8 protein-coding genes are annotated in these 20,524 nt (G+C 44.4%); 1 reads left to right on the top strand and 7 read right to left on the bottom strand.

All coding sequences use genetic code 11. From position 1 onward, the window contains the following. Positions 1–27: 27 nt before the first annotated feature. From CQ839_RS17385 to CQ839_RS17360, 6 genes are all read right to left on the bottom strand, one after another. On the bottom strand, positions 28–4,542 hold the full coding sequence (locus CQ839_RS17385; protein ID WP_219817803.1) for an S-layer family protein: 4,515 nt from the start codon (positions 4,540–4,542) through the stop codon (positions 28–30). A gap of 181 nt (positions 4,543–4,723) precedes the next feature. Then, positions 4,724–6,832 carry an OmpA family protein gene (locus tag CQ839_RS17380; RefSeq protein ID WP_103669556.1) on the bottom strand — a complete coding sequence of 703 codons (2,109 nt, stop codon included), beginning with the start codon at positions 6,830–6,832 and terminating at the stop codon, positions 4,724–4,726. Between the two features lie 5 nt (positions 6,833–6,837). Further along, entirely contained in the window at positions 6,838–11,898 is a 5,061-nt protein-coding gene (locus CQ839_RS17375; RefSeq protein WP_103669555.1) for an OmpA family protein, read from the bottom strand. Next, entirely contained in the window at positions 11,898–13,445 is a 1,548-nt protein-coding gene (locus CQ839_RS17370; RefSeq protein ID WP_103669554.1) for a DUF11 domain-containing protein, read from the bottom strand. The genes CQ839_RS17375 and CQ839_RS17370 overlap by 1 nt, the downstream gene beginning before the upstream one ends. A gap of 139 nt (positions 13,446–13,584) precedes the next feature. Next, on the bottom strand, positions 13,585–14,151 hold the full coding sequence (locus CQ839_RS17365; protein ID WP_103669553.1) for a DUF11 domain-containing protein: 567 nt from the start codon (positions 14,149–14,151) through the stop codon (positions 13,585–13,587). 92 nt (positions 14,152–14,243) lie between these two features. Further along, positions 14,244–16,886: a hypothetical protein gene (locus CQ839_RS17360; RefSeq protein WP_103669552.1), complete on the bottom strand. Its 2,643-nt coding sequence runs from the start codon at positions 16,884–16,886 to the stop codon at positions 14,244–14,246. A gap of 702 nt (positions 16,887–17,588) precedes the next feature. Between CQ839_RS17360 and CQ839_RS17355 the strand changes: the two genes are divergently transcribed. Next, positions 17,589–18,182, top strand: a complete 594-nt coding sequence (locus CQ839_RS17355; protein ID WP_103669551.1) for a PAP/fibrillin family protein — start codon at positions 17,589–17,591, stop codon at positions 18,180–18,182. Positions 18,183–18,393: 211 nt separating this feature from the next. On the opposite strand, the gene lepA is transcribed toward CQ839_RS17355, so the two are convergent. Continuing rightward, positions 18,394–20,205: a translation elongation factor 4 gene (gene lepA, locus CQ839_RS17350; protein ID WP_103669550.1), complete on the bottom strand. Its 1,812-nt coding sequence runs from the start codon at positions 20,203–20,205 to the stop codon at positions 18,394–18,396. Positions 20,206–20,524: the final 319 nt, after the last annotated feature.

Here is a 20,524-nt window from a genome sequence, read left to right as displayed (position 1 = left end):
AGATTGTACAGGTTCATACTATCTCCATCATTTAACTCTCACCTGAAAACGGATGAACCCATAGGAATTAGTAGGAGTACCTGATCCTGTAGCATTAGGGACATTGGTAGCTGCACCAAGTCGGACTAAGAGTGCACCGTCGGGATTTGTACTTCCATCGTTACAAGGCACTGGAGCATTAGTTACCGATACATTTGCCGCTATGAATTGACCTGCATCTGCATCTGGCACATTGTTGAGTGCAACTTTACCTGCGCCTAAAGTCGAATTTGTAGGATCGGGTAAAGGTAATGCTCCACCTGTAGTATTCCAACCCAGCAGAATTCCATTACCAGATCCATAGGTGTCAGGTTGGAAAATCGTATTCGCGGGGATGCGATCGCATAACTGTACATTTCTCGCTGGGATTGCACCATTAGATAGGAAGTAGATTGTATATTCTATTAATCCTCCAGGAGCAACACTTGAAATCGTCCCACCATTGCAAGGGGATGCTGTAGTACAGTCGATCGCCCCTCTTAAATATTGGGTATTAGCTGTGGGCCAATTGGTATCATTATCATTAGATGTGGCTGTATTTGCACCATCCACAAATCCAGTAATAGGAGTGCTGTTAATTGCTGTAATCCTTTTCACTAGATTAAGCCCTGGCACACCAGCGTTAGTAATGATGATTTGATAATCTTCAACTTCACCATTGCCCACAGCTCCATTAGGTGTCGCAGTAGTCAAAGCGCCATCACTAATACGGAAACGAGCGTAGGTATTACCCACAGTAGGTACAGTTATGCCTGTCCAGCTAAGGACAATATTTTGGGCGATCGCGCTACTTGGTACAGATGCAGTTTGAGCTTCAGTTGCCTCAAAATTACCATTTCGATTAAAGTCAACCCATCCTACTAAAGGTCTGTTCACTCCAGTGTTATTAAAGACATTAACTGTGACTGAGTAGGATGTGCTAGATGTGGTTAGGGCGGGGAAAGTGGCAACACCATCTTCATCATCAACACCGTTGGTATCGTCAGCATTAGCCGCCACATTTTGTAATAAGCCACTATCAGCATCAGGATCAATTGCCCCTAACCGAAGATTAGCGATAATTGTATGACTTGCACCACCGCTAGCACTAAGAGTTTCATAGTTATCCTGTCCTATACCTGCACCTGAATCTGGTGCATCACCATAGTCAATTGCATTAGTCACAACTAGTCGATAGTCTTCAACTTCACCGTTACCAATTAATCCATCGGGAGTAGCAGTAGTCAAGGTGGCACTATCACTTAGACGGAAATGTGCATAAAGAATATCGCCAGCAGTTAAGCCAGAAATTCCCGTCCATTGGAGCGGCAAATCTTGAGCGGTAGGACTAATAGCGATCGGCTGAATACCTGCTGTACCAGTGTCTGAGTCATAGGCTCTACCTTCGGTAACTTCAAACTGGCCATTTCTATTAAAGTCAATCCAACCCACTAAATAAGCTGGGGCTGCGGTATTGGTAACGTTGATGGTAGCTGTGTAAGAGGTCGTACTAGCGGTGATCGCAGGTAAGGTAACACCATCCTCATCATCGATACCTGTTGTATCGTCAAGATCGGCATTCGCGTTTTGTAAAGTACCATTATCAGCATCGTTAGTCGCACCAATTCTGAGAGTATTGACAATAATATGGCTGGCTCCTCCATTAGCTGCGGTAGTTTGATAGTTACCAATAGCAACTGCCGCAGTGGCATCAGGAGCATCACCATAGTCAACGGGATTAATCGCAACCAGATAATCTTCAACTTCACCGCTACCGATTAAGCCTGTAGGTGTGGCAGTGGTTAAAATTCCATTACTAATGCGGAACCGTGCGTAAGTATTGCCTGCCGTCAATCCACTCAACCCTGACCAAGTAAGAATAACGTTAGTACCATTGCTATTGTCAGCGACTGTTGCTGTTTGAGCTTCACCAACCTCAAACAGCCCATCTTGATCAAAGTCAATCCAGCCAACTAAAGTAGCTGGAGTACCGATGCTGTTAGTAACGTTAACTGTTGCACTGTAGCTAGTACTTGCAGTGGTCAAGGTATTTGTTAGAGTGACACCATCTTCGTCATCTGCCACACCTGTATTAGTGATGTCATCAGCATCAGCCGCCACACTTTGCAATGTGCCATTATCAGCGTCAGGAGCATTTGCGCCTAATCTCAAGTTCGTGTTAATCAGATGCGATGCTCCACTATCGGCACTTGTGGTGTTGTAATTTCCTATCCCCACGCCCACTGTTCCATCAGGAGCATCACCATAGTCTAGGGGCGAAGTTGCGCCAATGATAGTTAAAGCATAGTCTTCTACTTCACCATTTCTCTTACCGCCGATAAAATCACTAGTGGTTAAAGGATCGTTGTTAATCCGAAAACGTGCATAAGTGTTACCTTCGGCTAACCCTAATCCTCCCAATCCAGTCCAAGTTATATTGACGTTGCCATTGGTTCCTGTCGCGATTGGTGTTGGTTGGACTACACCTTCACCAGCCTCGAAACTGCCATTGCGGTTAAAGTCAATCCAACCAGCTAAGTAAGCATTGGCTCCAGATGTATTTTGAACTCTAATTGGAACAGTGTAAGTAGTATCAGTAGTTCTTAAAGAGTTAAAGCTAGTAACTCCATCTTCATCATCAGGTGCAACACCATTAATGTCATCACCATTAGCAGCAGCATTAGGCTGACCATTAGTATCTTTGTCGGTAACGGCCGTACCTAACCTAATGGTAGTACTAAGAATATGGCTAGCTCCTATCCCTTCAGTAGCACTATTAGTTCTATCAGTACCATAAGTATCTGGTGCATCACCATAGTCATTATCGTCACCATCAGAAATGATCGCTGGAATTGTACCTACGGCAAAACTCCCATAGACAAATGTATCAATATATCTGCGATCGCCCCAGCTACTATTATTAGCTCCTTGTGCGCCACCAGTAGAAGTCGTTCCCCAAGTGTGCCGACCTCCAGATAATCCACCTGGCAATGTGGTTGTACCTGCTGCGCCTAGAATTGTTTGGTCATCCCAATACACTAGAGTATTTGCGGTTGAAGATGGAGTTGTGGCTTGGTTGATTGTTAAACCAGTGCCGGGACCACTAGTTTCTACATCTCCCGCAACAAAGTGGTATTCTCCAACGATCGCTTTGACTTGAGCATTATAAGTTCCTTGAGGTACGATTACACCAGCATTATTTCTACCATTCCAAAGAGCGGAAACATTGCCAACAGCATCTGTATCGCCTCTTAACTGAACATCTCCTGCTCCATAAATGCCATCTTGATTGGTATCAACGATAATTTCATAAGTACCTGGAAGACTGGAGGTGAATCGAAAGAATCCTGAATCTTGGATTCCAGTAGTACCTCCTGGAGTAAATGTGTTATCTTCTCCAGCGCTATCTTCAAATCTTAAATTGGTGATAGTAGGACCTACCGTTGGGTTAACAAAAGTTTGATCGGGGTACTCAAGATACATTCTGTATTGTGGAGTAACACTATTACCTGAAATCGGAACGCTTAACCCTCGAACATTAGTACCCGCAATATTTGGCGAGTCAACACCTCGGTTATTTGCCACTAATTCATAAACATATCCAGCAAAGTCATTTAGGTCTAGTTGCCAAACAAAGTTTGTCCCTGGACTACCACCTGGGACAACAACATAAAAATTTTGGTCAGTAGATTCGGTCGCAGCAAATCCCTTAGCATTTAAAGCCCAAACATAGGACCAGACTCGTCCTTGTGAAATTTGAGGATTGGGGACGGCAGGGATTCTGGCTGTTGGACTAACAGTATTAGTGACTGAGATATCAAATTGACGAAAAACGGTATTATTGTCGGCTGCTGATGCCGTATTTTCAGTCAGGTTTTGTAAACGAATTTCATAAACTCCAGGGCCTGAACTGGCTGGAACACTAATGGCACTCCCATCATTTGTAAAAGGTGCAGCAGGAGTTACTAAGTCCATGTTCGCTGTATTCAGCAGATTATAGCCATAACAGTTGGCATTGTTGACGTTTGTACCAAAAGTACCCTGACCTCTGAAATTAGTATTTGTATTAACCGCTGTTCCTGCTTGCCCAAAGACTAACGTGCCAGAGGCAGGAGGATAGGAAGCAAGTGTGCCATTAAAGCTATAGGCAGAGGTGTCTGGTGAAGGCTGAGGACCGACGTAGTAAACATCTGCTTCCCAGTCATCTGTCCAAGCGTTGCCACAAGCACTGATATTGATGATTTCATTAGCGTCTTTAATGTCCACATAAATGGGACGGTTTAGAGACCGAATGTTGGTGTTTGTGCCAGTTGGATCATCATAAAGAGCAGTGTATTCAAATAAAGCCTGCCTACTTTCATTATTAGGACTAGGTCCAAATTGATAGCTACCTTCTGAATGTGCGGGTTGTATCCAACCAATAATCCCTGCGGCTTGAAGTGTAAATATAAATGCCAATAATGTAGAAATTAAGAAACGGGTTAAACGATCGCTATTTAATTTTTTGATTAACCGTTTAACCAAGTTCCTATTTAAAGAACTTGATTGCCATATATGGAATAAATTTATTGACTGTTGCTTTGAGTTTAACGATCTTCGGATAACTTTTTTAAGCGTTTTTTTGATTTTGGCAAACATTATTTTCGCACTCCGCATACTTCTGATAGATGTCAATTAATAAAAAGAACCGCTGAAAGAATTATTACTATTCCACTTGCAAATCTTCCTGTTGGGATTCAAAGCGGATTTCGACATCTCGAACGTCGGTAAATTCAATCTCGACACGCCGATCGCGAGCATAGTCGGTAATTTGATTACCCTGTGAGGATCGTTGAGTTTCGCCTAGCGATCGCACAGTCATTCGTTCAGAGGCAATACCCTGTCGCATTAGGTAATTACGCACTGCACGCGATCGCCTAAAGCCGAGTTCACGGTTATAGGTATCACTGGCTCTGGGGTCAGTATGTCCTGCGAGGGTAATCATAATTGTGGGATATTGCTTTAATACATCAGCGATCCGATCCAGAATTTTAGCGCTGATAGGACTGATTTCGTCGCGATCTAGCGCAAAGTGAATTTGGCGTGGTACGGATAAAGTGATTACTTCGGGAGGCGGCGGAATCTGCACGATTTGGGGAGGTGTCGTACAGGCAGGAATAGCTGCTTGCACATTGGCAGGAGTGGGAACTGAAAGATCGGGATTGACGATTTGGGCATTCAGGGCTGGCTCGGAAGTGCCATATTGGGGATCGGTAGCAATCGCGCTAATCGTATCGCCAACTTGGAGATTATTTAAAGAAACTGCAAATTTACCATTAGCATTGGTCTTGACTGTGGTGAGATATTCACTAAGAGAGCCATAGGGCAGGTTTGGATCGGTTTTGCCAGTGACGCGATAGAGATCTATTTCTGTATCAGGGTCTGCCGTACCATCGATATTCACTTGGCTAGAACTAAACATCGGAAAAGCTGTGGCTAAAAACGTTGGCGCGTTGATTGCCCCATTAGCAGTATCTACCCGCCGAAAATGAGAATCGCGTGGACGATTGATTCCATCGCCCGTGACAAAATCGCGGGTATTCACATGACTCTGAGCAATCAAATCAATGCTCAAGCCCTTCAGCGCCGTAAAAGTATTTTTGCGAATCAAATTGCGATCGCTTTTAGGATAAGCAGCGATCGCTACACCTGAACCGCGTTGATTGCGAATCTCGTTATTAGTAACTCGATGATCGTTGCCCATCAAGTAAATGGCAGCATAGTTGGTACTGCGATCGTTAAACAAAATACGGTTATCTTCGATCGCGATCGCGCCATTTGGTTTGAATAGATATACACCACTGCCATCATTAGCGCAGAGGGTATTGCCTTTGATTCGCAGATTGGCAATTTCGCCTTCGAGATAAATCCCGTGGGGCATTCCATCAAAACCATTGCTGGTAATCGCATTTTCGAGAATCTGCGTTCCTGTTGCCTTCACCGATGTGACGATGCCACTACCTTCGTGGAAGGCAATGCGATTGCGTCGAATCAGCGTGTCGGTACTATTAAATAAATAAACCCCAAAACTAGAAGGCTGTTTGGGCATTTTACCTGTGGGCGTGATGCCGAGCCAGTTAGCTTCGAGAATTACCGCTTGAGGTGGGCGATTGCTATCGTAGAAGGGCGAAAATTTGGCGGGCTGCTGCTGCTGTGTGGTGTCAGGCGGCGGCGCTTGGTGCGAAATGAAAATATCGGCGGATGGCGTGGTGGTGGGTACGCTTTCGATCGCATTAAAACCATAGATACTTAAGCCTCTGATCGTCACGCCATCAGCAACGATCGTCAAGCCGCGAAAAATCTCCACGCCATCGGCGGGCGCGATCGCCACAATTGGCTGTGGAATTGCTAGCTCTTGGGCAAATGAGCTTTGAGCGTCATACCCTGTTTGGGTCGTGCCATCAATAATCAGGTTTTGACTGCTGATATCAGGTAAAGCTTTGCGTAACTCGATCGTGGTGCGATCGCTAGGCAAATTAAAGCCAATCTGTGAACCTTTTTGATTAAGCAATGGCTGCACCTGAGCGCGTTCAGCATCACTAAGCCGTTCAAGCGTGAGACTACCATTAGCGATCGCAATAGCTTCACGCAAGGTCAATTCGCGATCGGCTTGAATGTCACCATCTTGATTGCTATTGACGGTAATTTGGTAACGAGGATTAATCTGGTTCGCGATCGCCAGATTTTCCGAACTAAAATCTGCACTGCAAATACCTATCAACCCTATAGAACCGATTAATGCAATTGATATTTTTCTGTTGGTTACTTTTCGCATGGTCTCTAATTCTTTAGATTTGAGAGTTGATCGGGATTGATCGCAAAACCGCTTTTTTCGGTGGTGCTAACACCTATTGCTCGCATGAACGCCGTTACGGTGTCGCCATTATTGCTCAACAAGAAGTTAAACGCAGTAGCGAGGCGACGATTAGCACTGTTATTAGCAGGAGCATTCACGATATCTTCGCTATTACTTGGCGGATTACTTGCTGTCAGCTCATTGCCAATCAACATGCTCAAGAGTTGAGTTGGTGATGACTCAAAGGCATAACTCCAGAGGCTGCGAACATCAGATGACAATGCAGGATCGGCAGGACTAGCGATCGCTAGCAGCAAGGATTCTACCTTAGGTAATTGAGTTAACAATGGTCTCGATCCCAGATTAGGTATTTGAATCGCGCTGTCAAATGCTGGCTTGAATTGAGGATCAAGTTGAGAATCTGGAATTGCACTTTCCAGCCAATTAGATAAACGGCGATCGGATGCTAGCAGAACTGCCAAAGGCGAAGTGGAAGTAGTTGAGCTTGCCAATGGTGTCGGAACAGTGGTGGTATTTGCTTGAGCCGTTGGTGATGCTTTTGGAGGCACTGCGGCAATATTGGTGTTGCTATCATCCTGACTTAGCGAAATATAGACTTGAGAATTTCCTGATTGATTCGCACTATTCGTATTTGCACCATTAGAACTTAACAAAATGCGATCCGAACTCACACCCTTGTCTAACAGATAACTCCTGACGGCAAGCATCTTAAACGTTTCGAGATCTTGACCAGCGGAAGCACTGAGAGTAGAACTGGTTTGAATCTCAAACATCGCATTAGGGTTGGCATTTAGTCGTTCAACCATGCGATCGAGTGTGGCATAGCTCAAGTCAGCGATTTTACCGTCATTGCCAACATTCACCCCTGTCGAGATGTTAGCGCTAGTATTATTGAGATTGTTGACTGGTGTCGCATTGGCTTGCAGTATCGGTGCGGCATTAGGCAAGATGCTCTGCAAGAACTCTGTCGCAGGTGAGTTGGATGATATCGTTTGCAAACGGGTAGCGATCGCATTAAAGACATCGGCTTTTCCACTAATTGCAAAACTGACTGGTGCCGCATTGGCAACAACACTAGCTTGATTGGAACTGTTGGCGCTAGCAATGCTACCTAAGGAGCGCAAGGTCATCTGCGTACTTGTCACACCGCGATCGAGTAGGTACTTTCTGGCTGCCATCATCCGATTAGCCGCAAGATTATCTCCTGAGTTCATATCCGCAAGTGAGCCAATATATCCTTGAATATCAATGGAGAGATTATTGTATTCCTTCAAGACTGCGGCTAAGTTTTCCAGAACCGCGATATCTGACGATGCTAACTCGGTACTACTGCCTTGACTGCCCTCTTTAAAGGTCAGCGATCGCGCCACATTCAGGCTGATGATTTGAGGGCTAGCGGGAATAATTGACGCTTGTTTCTGCGTGGGTTGTGGCGTTTGGGCGATGGGTGCTACAGGCTCAACTGGATCTTGTTGCTGGCGTGGAGGAGTCTTTTGCAAGCCAAAGCCATCAAACAATTCGTTCAACTTTACTGTGATTCCTGCATATAGCCCACCCGTAGAGCGAGAACCACTAAAATCGCGATCGACATTAACAGAACCACTACTATAACCTGCCGCTAAACGTAAATTTGGAGTCAGGAAATAACCAACTTCGCCAACTAGTCCTAGTTCGCTATAACCTGCGGTCGGTTGATTTAGTAATCTTGTTTCGCCGACTAGCTCGACGTTGTAGCCAAGACGATAGGTAACTCGAAACTGTGACAAATTGGTATTTGATACGCCTGTAAAATCGCGTGCGATCGTGGTGGTGCTATTTCGCAGGGCAAGTTTGCCATAAAATTCCCATTGCCAGTTAGGAGCATAAATTGCTTCTAGAGCAAGGGTGTGATCGTTATAGCCACTACCACTACCGAGCAGGAGCGAATCAGGGACAATACTGGGGTTTTGACGGTATTCATAACGTAAGAGAACGTTAAACTTGTCATCTTCAGGATCGCGATAGGCTAGCCCGACTTTGAGATTGGAGATCGTTCCCAATCCAGAGATTAATTGATTAGCGGCGCTAGATTGCTGGTAGTTAAACAACATCGTCAACGCAGGAGAAAGTTTGCCTAGCGCCGCAGCCGAAAACACCGTATTAGAGTTGGTATTATCACTGCGATGTTCAAATCTAGCACTTGCCTTGAAGTCTGGATTATCAGTATATTCCACACCAACGTTATAACTATGGCCATTTTGAATCGTCAGAGCGCTAGAGGCTTGACCAACCGCAAAGGGTTGTAAAAATGATGTTCCAGTAGTTGTAGCGGTGGTAAAACTACCAAATACATGTTCATAGCCAAAACTCATGCGTAGTCCTGGTAGTACTTGCCAGCGCTGGTTAATACCCAATGCTCCCTGAGTAGATGCGGCATTATTAGCACCACCGATCACAGAATAACGCCCCGTAAAGGTAGTATCAGTGCCGAGTTTATACTCTCCTAGCAAATCTGCACTAGTAATCGCCTGACCCGCTAAGGCTCCTGAATGGAACCACTGCTGCCCCAATCTTGCGGTCAATCCTTGAACAATTGTCCAATCTAGAGCTAAAACGCTGCGATCAGGAATGACAGCATCGGAACTTGCTGAAAGGCTAACTTCATTTTGGGCTGTGACTCGGAGATTATCGGCAATTGGCACGCTGAGACGCGATCGCAATTGGGTAGAGTTACTAGATAAAACATTAGGCAACTGCCGATCTTGGCGATCGCGATATAACACATCCAGATTAAGCAGTGCTGCACCGATATTTTGCTGCACACCTAAACTAATCGTGCGAAGCGAGTTATTTACAGCCGATCCAGGGATTGCTTCTTGCCTCACATTAAGCAGATCGTTAAGGCTAGTCAATGGACGTGGAGCAATACCAACATTGTCTTCTTGGTCATAGCGAAATTGCAGACTAGTTGTAGGACTAATCTTGGCACTTAAATCCCCTCCATATCGGGTCTGCCCTGGCACAAAACTAATCGTGGCATTATTGGCAAAACCCGTTTCAGCTTTGCTGTAATAGAGCTTACCGAGAATACCTGAAGCGATCTCACTGTTTAGCTCAAAGCGCATCGCCGAACCACTCACATAGCCCAGAACTTCCGAATCATTTTGCGATCGGGCATATTCAGCAATCAGTTGCGTTTTTTCGCCAAAGGAAATCAGCGCATTCGCTCCATAAAGAACAAAATTACGAATGCCGAGACTTTCTTTGAAATAATTTGCGCCAATCCAACTAGGTTGGCTCTGACTGCGGTTGAGATGATAACGCAGTTGTCCACCATAGATGTTACTATCACCACCGACCTGCTCGTTTTGATAGGTAACGACAATTTGACGGCGCAAGAGTTGTCCAACATCTCCCAATTGGGTTTGCAATAATGGCTGCCGAAATAGAATGGAACCATTGTCATAGTTGATATCGTAGTCTTTACCACGGACTAGCTCTTGGCGAGAAACCACAGTACCCGCACTAAAGAAATCAATTAACTCGATAGTTACATTTTCACTTCCATTAATCAACAGGCGTTTGGACAGAAAATAAGTTCCACTTGTGCCGTTAGGGGTGATCGTGTCGCGCTGGAATCCTTTGCCAACGTTGCTATAAAAGCCTGTGATTTGCAGATCGCCTAAATTAAAGTTCCCTTTAAATCCTTGCAATTGTCGTGAAATCGCACTAAACTGCTGCGATCGCGACGCAAACTCCTCTGTACTGTAATTTCCCCACATGAAGTAATCAGTACTCGCACCCTGCACAGGCGAGTTACGCTCAAAGCGCAAATACAAGCTGTCATAGGAAGGTGTTGTGCGCGTTACGGTAGAGCTATCGCCATAGACAGGATATTGCTGGTCACAATATTTTTCTGTGCCAGCTAAGCTACTGTTGCCAGCGCAGTCCTGATTGAGGGTGCGGCTGTTGTTATAAGCACCTGTAAATAGCCATTCACCCACACGCCCAGTCCCAAATACCGCACCATATAGGTCAACTTGAGTACTATTATTGAGATCGGCAGGTAAGAAATCGCGCAAGCTCCGATAGAAGTCAGTACCTCTCGCACCAACGCGCAGATCGATGACACCAGTCACTAAGGAAGGACGCAAATCAGTTTCAAACTGAACTTGCGTAAAAGCTTCCATTTGAGCATTGCGCGCTCGAATAGTCACCGTTCCTGTTTTTAGTCCAGCCTTTAACTGCGCCGAAAACTTACCTTGCTTAGCTTGGACTTGGAAGCCTGGCTGCTCTGATGAGGCATCAGTACCGATAAACTCACCTTCACTAGCTTCTAAAGTAACTAATGCTTCCCAGTTGGAACGATTGCCATCTTCATCAACTAGCTGTCCATCAACTGTCACATAGGAGCGCCCATCAGCAGGAACCTTCGACTCCAAGGTACTAACGACTAATTTGGTAGGAGCACCTCTAACTTTCAGATTAATAGAACTAGAAGCAGTATCTGAACCGATCGCCCTTGCCGTGATCTGATTATTACCTGCTTGCAGAGATACGCCGTACCAAGTTTGAGTAATGGTTTTATTAGTTTCATCTAGTTCCGATCGCCCAATCGAATTAGAATCAACAACCTTCCCATTGACCAAAAGCTCTATCTTGGTATTGCTTGGCATTTGGATCACCACTGTCGCCGCAGGTGCATCTAAAACAGTGCCAACCGTTGGCGAAAGAATAACGATGCGAGGTGATGAGCTATCGGAAGTATTAACAGTATTAGCAGTTTTAGGAATATCTGTAACAGATGCAGGAGTTTTTACAGGACTAGAAACTTTTTCAGTATTTGAGGATTGATCTAGGCTTTGACTAGGCTGCGTAGAAGCTGTCTCAACCTGATTAGTTAATGAGTCTTGTCGTTTAATTTCTGGATTGGGTTTTACATCTGTAACTAATTCTGCTTTCACAGTTGCCGACATTAGCAAAAGCAAGACTTGAGGGAACACCAAAATCCCTAGCTTCATCAGAGGTGCAGAAGTGTTTCTCATTACTTTGTACCTCCCTGATTTGCGTCACTGATACCACGAGCCGCAGGAGTCACAGCAAAGTTGACTCGCCCTAATCCTCCAGGAGCAAGACGCACCAAACGCGATTGACTATTGCGCTCAATAAAGTATAAATTTGGTGCAAGGGTATATCCCGGTACAGAAGTTAAGTCAAGCGCTAAAGTGCGGCTGCCAGATAGAACGCTACTGAGAGAATAGAGTCCATTTGGATCAGTGACAATTCGATTACCATCATCCATATAAATCACAGCATTTGGTACACCTGGCTCACCTGGTTGTTGTTCGCCATCAAAGTTTTTATCAACAAACACACGTCCTATTAAGGTTCCGCAATCTGACAAGATACCTGGGCGAATCCGCATCAAATAAGATACGGGACCAGTACGAACTTGTCGTTTATTATCATTACGAATACCTGATATAGTGGCTCGGTTAATGCCACTTCCGCGAATCGCATCATTGGTAAGTTGTGCAGCATAGACAATATTAAGGGGAATATTATCAGCAGCAACAGGAAGTGCAGCACTGGGACGGAAAATCAAGTTTCTGCCATTCCGTTCTACAGTCACAGCTACTGCATTTCCTCTAACCTCAGCACGAACGGAACCATCAACATATTGGAAACCTAGTGGTAATTCATCACGAAGTTCGGGATTAGTAATTTCCGTAGATGTAAGATTTTTCGCTGATAAACGATAAACGACAATATCGCCTGGCTCTGCTGCTGCGCGATCGCTTGTTTTTAAAAGTTGAATTGCTTGGGATTCACATGCGGCGACACTGAGATTGTTAACTGCAACGGCTAGACTCAAACCAACAGTTTCAGCATTAGAGATATTGATAACTCCATTTACAGAAGTAGCTGCATTAGTACCTGAGATGGGTTCCCCATCTAAGGAAGTCGCTGTATAGCCAGCAACATTGCCATTGCGTGACGTGATTGTAATTCTGACCCGCCGTTCTGCCAGTGTCGAGTTCGCTGGTGGTTTTACAGCCAGAATATATTCTCTGCCTACATCAACCTGTCCACGACTGACATCCAGCAAAAAGTTGAATTTGCCCTGATCGCCATTGACCAAGAAGAAAGGATTAGCGTTATAGAAATTGGGTGATATTCCAACAGATTGTTTTGTTTTAGGTGGAACTGTCGCTGTTAGCGAAACGGGTAAACCAATATCACCAGTTGAGTTTAATAATTCATACAAGCCCACACTAAAGCCTGTGTAATCTGGCAATAGATCGCCACTACAGGAGGTCAACTGCCCAAATGGATCAATTAAGGGCTCTGTTACTACTGGTGCTACTGCCGATGCTTGAAGCTGAGAAGAAACACCAGCATATGTAGAAGTTACTAATGTATCTGGATCGGTGTAACTATAACTAAAAGTAGCAGTGTTATTGATTTGGGTAGTTGTTTGTGCCAAGCTAGATTCGCAAACTTGCGCGATCGCACCAAACAGAAAAATCGCAGCAAGGTTTAAACTGTTCCGCAGAAAATTTTGTTTTATTACACAACTTAGATTCTTCATTTCTAACAGTTAACCAATTGCTGTAAATCTTTATTTGAGAGGAATAGCCATGTGAAGTAATGTCAAATGACGCTCTAAGCGATCGCATTTGACATTACTTCACATGGTTAAGGTTGCACTTAGCACAAGTTAGTAAACCTTAGCGAATGCGAACTTGATAGGTTGCATAAGCAACTGTTTTTGCTGAGAAATTATCACCAAATCTCCATCGGACATTGGTGTACATGCTGTCAGGAGCAGGACGAGTAACAATTTCACCGTTTTCAAGCTTGACCCGAATGGTGGGCTTTTCGCTGTAGGTTTTGCCGCCATCAATGCTGTAGTCTAATTTCGCCCCTTCTACTTTTGGCAGAGTTGCCGAACCTAAGACGTAAACTGAACCTTGGGGGATTGGTTGGTTGACAACTAATTTTTTGATTTGCCGATCGCTAATATTGCTAGCAGTCACAACATAGCGAATGGTTTCGCCTGGACGGAGTGAAGCATTGTCTGGTAGAGGTTTCCAATCAACTCTCCCAGAGGCAACTGCCACAATTGATTGTCTTTCAGCAGCAAGTTTTAGTTGCACTGGAGCTTCTTGCTTTGCAGTTTGAGCGATCGCAGGATCGCTATTTTGCAAGCTAGCTAAGCTAGGCATTACAGCAGAAAAAGAGATAGAAGAAATAAGGGCGATCGTGCCCAAGCTGATCATATTTATAGGTTTCATTTGGATCACCTGATTTATAGCAATCAAAAGTAGAAGTTTAGGATTTGAGAAGAGCAATCTCTTCTCAAATCCTAAACTTAGAGAGCAATTATCTATCTGACACGACGTTGGAACGTGAAGGTTCCAGAAGCACCTGGTGCTACCGTTGGAATGCTGTCGAGATATCTCGTGACGTTCACATCTGTAGGTGTCGTGGCTGTGACACCATTAAAGTAGGTGATCACCCCAGTAGTAGAATCTACCGCAGTACTAGGCACATTGAAAGTAGTAGTAGCCCAGTTGTTAGTTCCAGCCGCACCATCTTCTGTAATGACGAGACTGTTCGCATTCAAGATCACATTTCCAGTACCCGACGCAGGCGTGGAAATATTGTTGTAGGTAATCTGATACTCAATAATGTTGCCTGGAGCAGGCGTTTTATTAGTACCACTGAAGGTAGCATCTGCTGGGACAGACAATGCTGGGCCTGTTCCTACCAGAAGGCGAGATGCCTTGACGAGGTTCAAGTAGCCTGTGTAGACACGGTCAACTTTGATATTGAACGGATTGTCTTGAGCCAGAGATCCTACTGTTGTAGCGCCTGTTCCATTTGTGGTTCTCTTGAAAGTAGAGCCGTCGCCAGTATTACTATTTACGTAGGAAACGATCGGTACAGAGTAACCAGTCGTGACCACAGCACCAGCAGGTAGATCGACAATAACTGTATAGGTTTGAGAGATTCCTACTGCGAGAGTAGGAATGATGATCGGTGCTGCGATGGCATCTCCTGTACCAGCAGCATTTGATCCACTGGAAGTTAGGACGAACTCACCTGCAGTCAGGGTATAGAGAGCAGTGCGAGTACCAAAGGAAATTCTCACAATTGTGCCATTCGGCAAAGCTGCGTGATTGGCGAGGTTAGTTAAGTCATACACCTGAACATTGGCTGCCGAAGGCGTTGTCGTATTATTAACAGCTTGAGCCGCTAATGTTGCCGAAATTGGCTCCAAAGTTACGTTGTCTAACTGATTGGTGTTGGTAGCAGGGTTCTGAACCGTATTGGTAAATGTGATCGCCGCTGGATCGTAAGTGCTTGCTGGAGCCGCATTAGCAGGGACATCAGTTGCCGACTTGTTAACGAAGTCCGTTTGAGCTGTTCCATCTGGACCAAGAGCGCCAGGTACTCCTGGAGGACCATTCAAGATAATCCCAACAGGATTGATTGTGAATACGTTGGCTTCACCATTAGGACCAGTACCTGCGTTGTTGTTGGTGGTATCACCGATCGGGTCAGTACCGTCGGTAGCGGGGTTAGCGACACCAGTGGGAGAAGTTGCGGGTGTGGTGATCGGAGCTGGAGGAACACCAGCTTCATAGTTATTGGGGTTTTGGTCACCAGACTCGTCATAAACTAGGGGATTGGTAGGACTAATCACGCCAGCCGTAGATTGACCAAATACTTGAGCAATGTTGGCAATAGTGACGGGAAGAGCGGCAACACCAGTTGTGGTTACACGGAATTGGAAGCCAGTGGCATCGCCCACCGTAGTGGTTCCTGCTGGTAAAGGACCAACGGCAACATAACCAATTCGGGTCACGCCAGCAGCAGGGACAGCACCAGTTTGCCAGTTTTGCCCTACGGCTAGAGGTCCAGTCGCAGTGGCTACTGTGCTATAAACCCTTGTCCAAGTAACTCCACCAATGGTTACAGTGGCAGCTCCAAAAGTATTATCTAGAGTAGTCTGAGCAGGAATTGCATCAGATATTAAGATCCTCGGTGTATTAGCTGCACCATCAAGAGTAATGGCTGTAGGTAACAATGGAGCTGGAGTAATGCCAGTACTACCCGCAGGAGGGGTATTCTCAACCCTCAAATCTAAACGATAAGTAAGTTGGTCATCGGCGAGTGCGGCAGTTCCAGCAGCATAAGCAACGCGAGTCTTCAGGACTGTTGCTAATGCAACGTTATTAACGGCTGTCGCCAAAGGTACTGTCGTGAATGCAGCTGCCTCGCGAACGCCATTAACAGGTGCACCTGGTTGACCCGTAGCAGGATTGATCGTATAGACATCCGTAGGAAGAGCACCAGTTTGAACTACGTTTTGAGTTGCTGCGCTGTTGTCATTAGGGGCAACGTTACCGAGTTGCACTGATACTGGGTTACCTGCAACTGTTGCTGTGACTGTTACAGGGACTTGGACTCTAATTGTCCCGTTAGGAGCAATAGTGCCATCAAATGCAGGAATACCGCGAGCCTGAACCAAAGCTATAAATGCAGGATCGTTCGTTGCAACACCACCTGCGGCAACGTTGATCGGTGTCGTCAGAACAACACCATTAATTTCGGTGACAGTTATGGTTCCTTGGGTTCCACCTACAACCGTTGAAGTACCAGGAATATTGATGGCGGTAACATCGTTACCGACGTTAGTAATCAGGAAGTTGTAATTAACAACATCATTGGTGGTAACACTACCACCGTTAACATCAACGATACCAGTAGGAACGTTAGTAACGCCTGCAACTTCAGCTACTGTAGCTGTGACTTGATTTGATGTCGTGTTAATCGGTACACCAGGATTGTTTGGATCTTCGTATGTACCTGTAGCAGTATTTCTAATGACTGAGCCAGCTGGAGCTAGCTGTGCTGAGGCAATTAGCGGCATCAATAACGACACCCCACCCATCGTTAATGTGGCTGCTATCAACCGATAGAATGAAGATCTTTTAATGTTTTTGTTGTTAATATCAGGCATACAGGTTCACTTTTCCTCAGCAAATAAAGCACTAATGTCGTGTTGTTTCAATATGAAGTTACTGTCTAATTATCATTCCCAATTTTTTGCATGTTGATAACAGCAATCCAACAGTAGTTATTTTAACAGTTGGGTTTTGACTAAAATTCGGCTAAAATATTTGGGGTTCAATTAGATAGATTAATTTAGAGAGGCATGACTATCGGATGCGAACTCTAGTTGATTCTGAATTAAGTTCAAAATTTGTTTCCAAATAATAGAGTCTAATTGCAAATATTGTTTTTGATGTGCAAAAAAATGCTTCTAGTAGCCTCTTCTAGATCTCGCACATCATCGAAACTGCCTGATCAAAAACTACTCATCTAGACATGAGAAATCAATCAACAAACTTCACTAGCAAACACGGACTTACGATGAAATTCAGGTCTACATCACCTAAATTTTATTGAGTGTATTAATGTTAATACGCAGCATAGCGTACACTATATTCATAGTCTTGCACAAGACTTACACAAATTAATACCTGATTTTGCATGTTGAGAGTTTATCAAGAGACACATAGTCGGTAAACAAGCATAACTCTGAGATCAAGTCTCAGACTCACTAGTCGGCACTTAGCAAAGATTTCACCTCTGGGTTATTAAGATATATATAATTACTTACGTCAATTCTGTCTGATTTGGATTCGTCTAGAATAAAGTCATGACTAGTAATACTCGCAAAGCAAATCTAATTAATGCGATCGCACCTGTGAATCGCGGCTTACAAATGTCCGAGAATCAACGTAAAATGATTTTTTCGGCGGTTGCTTATCTTGAAGAATTAAATCCCACACCTGCACCAACTCAAACACCTGAGTTATTAGATGGAAATTGGTTATTGCTATTTACTACGAGCCAAGAGCTTTTAGGAATTGATCGCTTTCCACTGTATAAACTAGGCAATATCTTTCAATGTTTGCGCGTGGCGGAAGGCAAGATTTTTAATGTGGCTGAGATTAAAGGAATGCCATTATTAAGCGGAATAGTGAGTGTTTGTGCAAATTTTACGGTAGTTTCTGAGAAACGAGTCAAAGTGAATTTTGAGCGTTTAGTAGCGGGATCGCAAAGTCTAATTGGCTATCGAGATGTAAATAGTTTTATCGATACTTTGCGATCGCCTAAGAAATTATTAGCGATCGATTTCCAAATTAAGAGAGAAGATCAAAAAGGATGGCTAGAGACAACCTATCTCGATCATGATTTACGAATCGGTAGAGGCAATGAAGGAAATCTATTTGTTTTGAAAAAGATTTAATCTATACACCAAATTAATAAAGGCGGAGCTTTGCTCCGCCTTTATTAATTTGGTTTTTATGTCCTAAGCAAAGCTTACATTGCTATAGCAGAGCAGTACAACCAAGGGGGAATTGCCCCTACTTCCAAATTTAAAGGTTTCCGTAGGGACTGCGCCCCTTTACCAGCCACCAACCTATCCAATTTCAGGAATTCCTTCCACGTAACTTCAGTTAATCACCGTTCAATTGTAAAATTGCCATAAACGCTGCTTGTGGAACTTCTACTGTTCCAATTGACTTCATCCGCTTTTTACCCTTCTTCTGCTTCTCTAACAACTTCTTCTTTCGAGAGATGTCGCCGCCATAGCATTTGCTCAACACGTTCTTTCGCAACGCTGAGATATTCTCTCTCGCCAAGATTTTTGTGCCGATCGCAGCTTGAATCGGAATTTGGAACTGTTGTTTTGGAATCAACTCTCTCAGTTTAGATACCAATGCTCGTCCAACATTATAAGACTTGTCGCGATGGACAATACAAGCCAAGGCATCAACAGGTTCTTCGTTTACGAGAATATCAACAAGTACCAGATCGTTAGGACGATAGCCAATTACTTGATATTCCATACTGGCGTATCCCTTCGTTCGCGACTTCATCTGGTCGAAGAAATCTGTCACCATTTCGGCTAATGGAAGTTCGTAAATTAAAGTTGCTCGTTCCGTAGTGATGTACTTTGTATCTACAAATACGCCACGTCTTGCAACGCATAACTCCATCAAAGTACCAATGTAAGATTGCGGAGTCATGATTTCTAGCTTGACATAAGGCTCCTCGATCGACTTTCTGGAATTTGGTGGCGGTAACTCACTAGGATTATCTACCATCAAAATTTCGTCCGTATTTGTCGTCACCCGATAAATTACTGAGGGCGCAGTCACAATTAGATCGAGATTATATTCACGTTCGAGACGCTCTTGCACGATCTCCATATGTAGCATCCCTAAAAATCCACAACGGAAACCGAAGCCCATTGCATTCGAGGTTTCTGGCTCATAATTTAGAGCTGCATCGTTGAGCTTAAGCTTGGTGAGAGCTTCACGCAGTTCCTCAAATTGATCGGCATCAGTGGGAAACATGCCGCAGAAAACCATTGGTTTTGCTTCTTCGTAACCAGGAAAAGGCTCTGGTGCTGAGTCAAGTGCTGAAGTAATAGTGTCCCCAACCCGTGCATGGGCGACCATCTTAATCGCAGCCGCGAGATAACCCACTTCACCTGCATGTAATTCATCAACTTGAATTTGCCCAGGAGCGAGTACGCCAAGCTCATCGATTACATATTCTTGCTCTGAAGCCATGAATTTAACGCGATCGCCTTTTTTGACCGTGCCATCCATCACACGGAAATAAACGATTACGCCACGATAGGCATCGTAATAACTATCAAAAATTAAAGCTCGTAATGGTTGATCGACTGTATCTTTTGGTGGTGGCACTTGCAAAACGATCGCTTCAAGGATCTCCCTGATCCCGATTCCTTGCTTGGCTGATGCTCGAATCGCTGTCGAGCAATCTAACCCAATTAACTGCTCGATTTCATTGGCTATACGATCGGGATCTGCTCCTGGCAAATCGATTTTATTGAGTACGGGGACAATCTCCAGATCATTTGCTAATGCTAAATAGACATTAGCTAGAGTTTGCGCCTCGACCCCTTGTGACGCATCAACTACCAGCAAAGCCCCTTCACAAGCCGCCAAACTGCGAGATACCTCATAGGAAAAGTCCACATGTCCTGGGGTATCTATCAGATTAATCGTATATTCATCACCATTAAGCGCTTGATATTTCATCCGCGCTGCTTGCAACTTAATTGTGATCCCCCGCTCTCGCTCCAGATCCATGTTGTCGAGAAACTGCGCTTTCATATCTCGATCCGCTACTGTGCCTGTAAATTGCAACAAGCGATCGGCAAGCGTAGACTTGCCATGATCGATATGAGCAATGATTGAAAAGTTGCGAATGCGAGAGACGGGTACGTTGGTCATAAAATCACAATGCGGCGAGACTGTTCGATCCTACCTTAAATTAAAGTAAGTGGCTGGGCAAAAGAAACCTTTAAACCTAAAAAGACAAATCGTCTGCTAAGCGGGCGATTTGTCTTTTTAGGTTTTGTTTTCATTCTGCCTAGCTACTTAATGTAAATAACTGTAACAATGCTAAGGCACTTAAGTTCACTATAGTTAGGGATTTATAAATATAAGCAGACCTTTGATTTTTTAGGCAAAGCTACATAAAGCAGGGGTTTTCAAAAATCTAAGCTAATTATTCACGCAAATCGCCACATACATAAAAAATCTCTTCTCA

The sequence above is a fragment of the Pseudanabaena sp. BC1403 genome (assembly GCF_002914585.1).
Lineage (GTDB): Bacteria > Cyanobacteriota > Cyanobacteriia > Pseudanabaenales > Pseudanabaenaceae > Pseudanabaena.
Note: the sequence above shows the minus strand (reverse complement) of the source record. Positions and strands in the feature narration are given on the sequence as shown.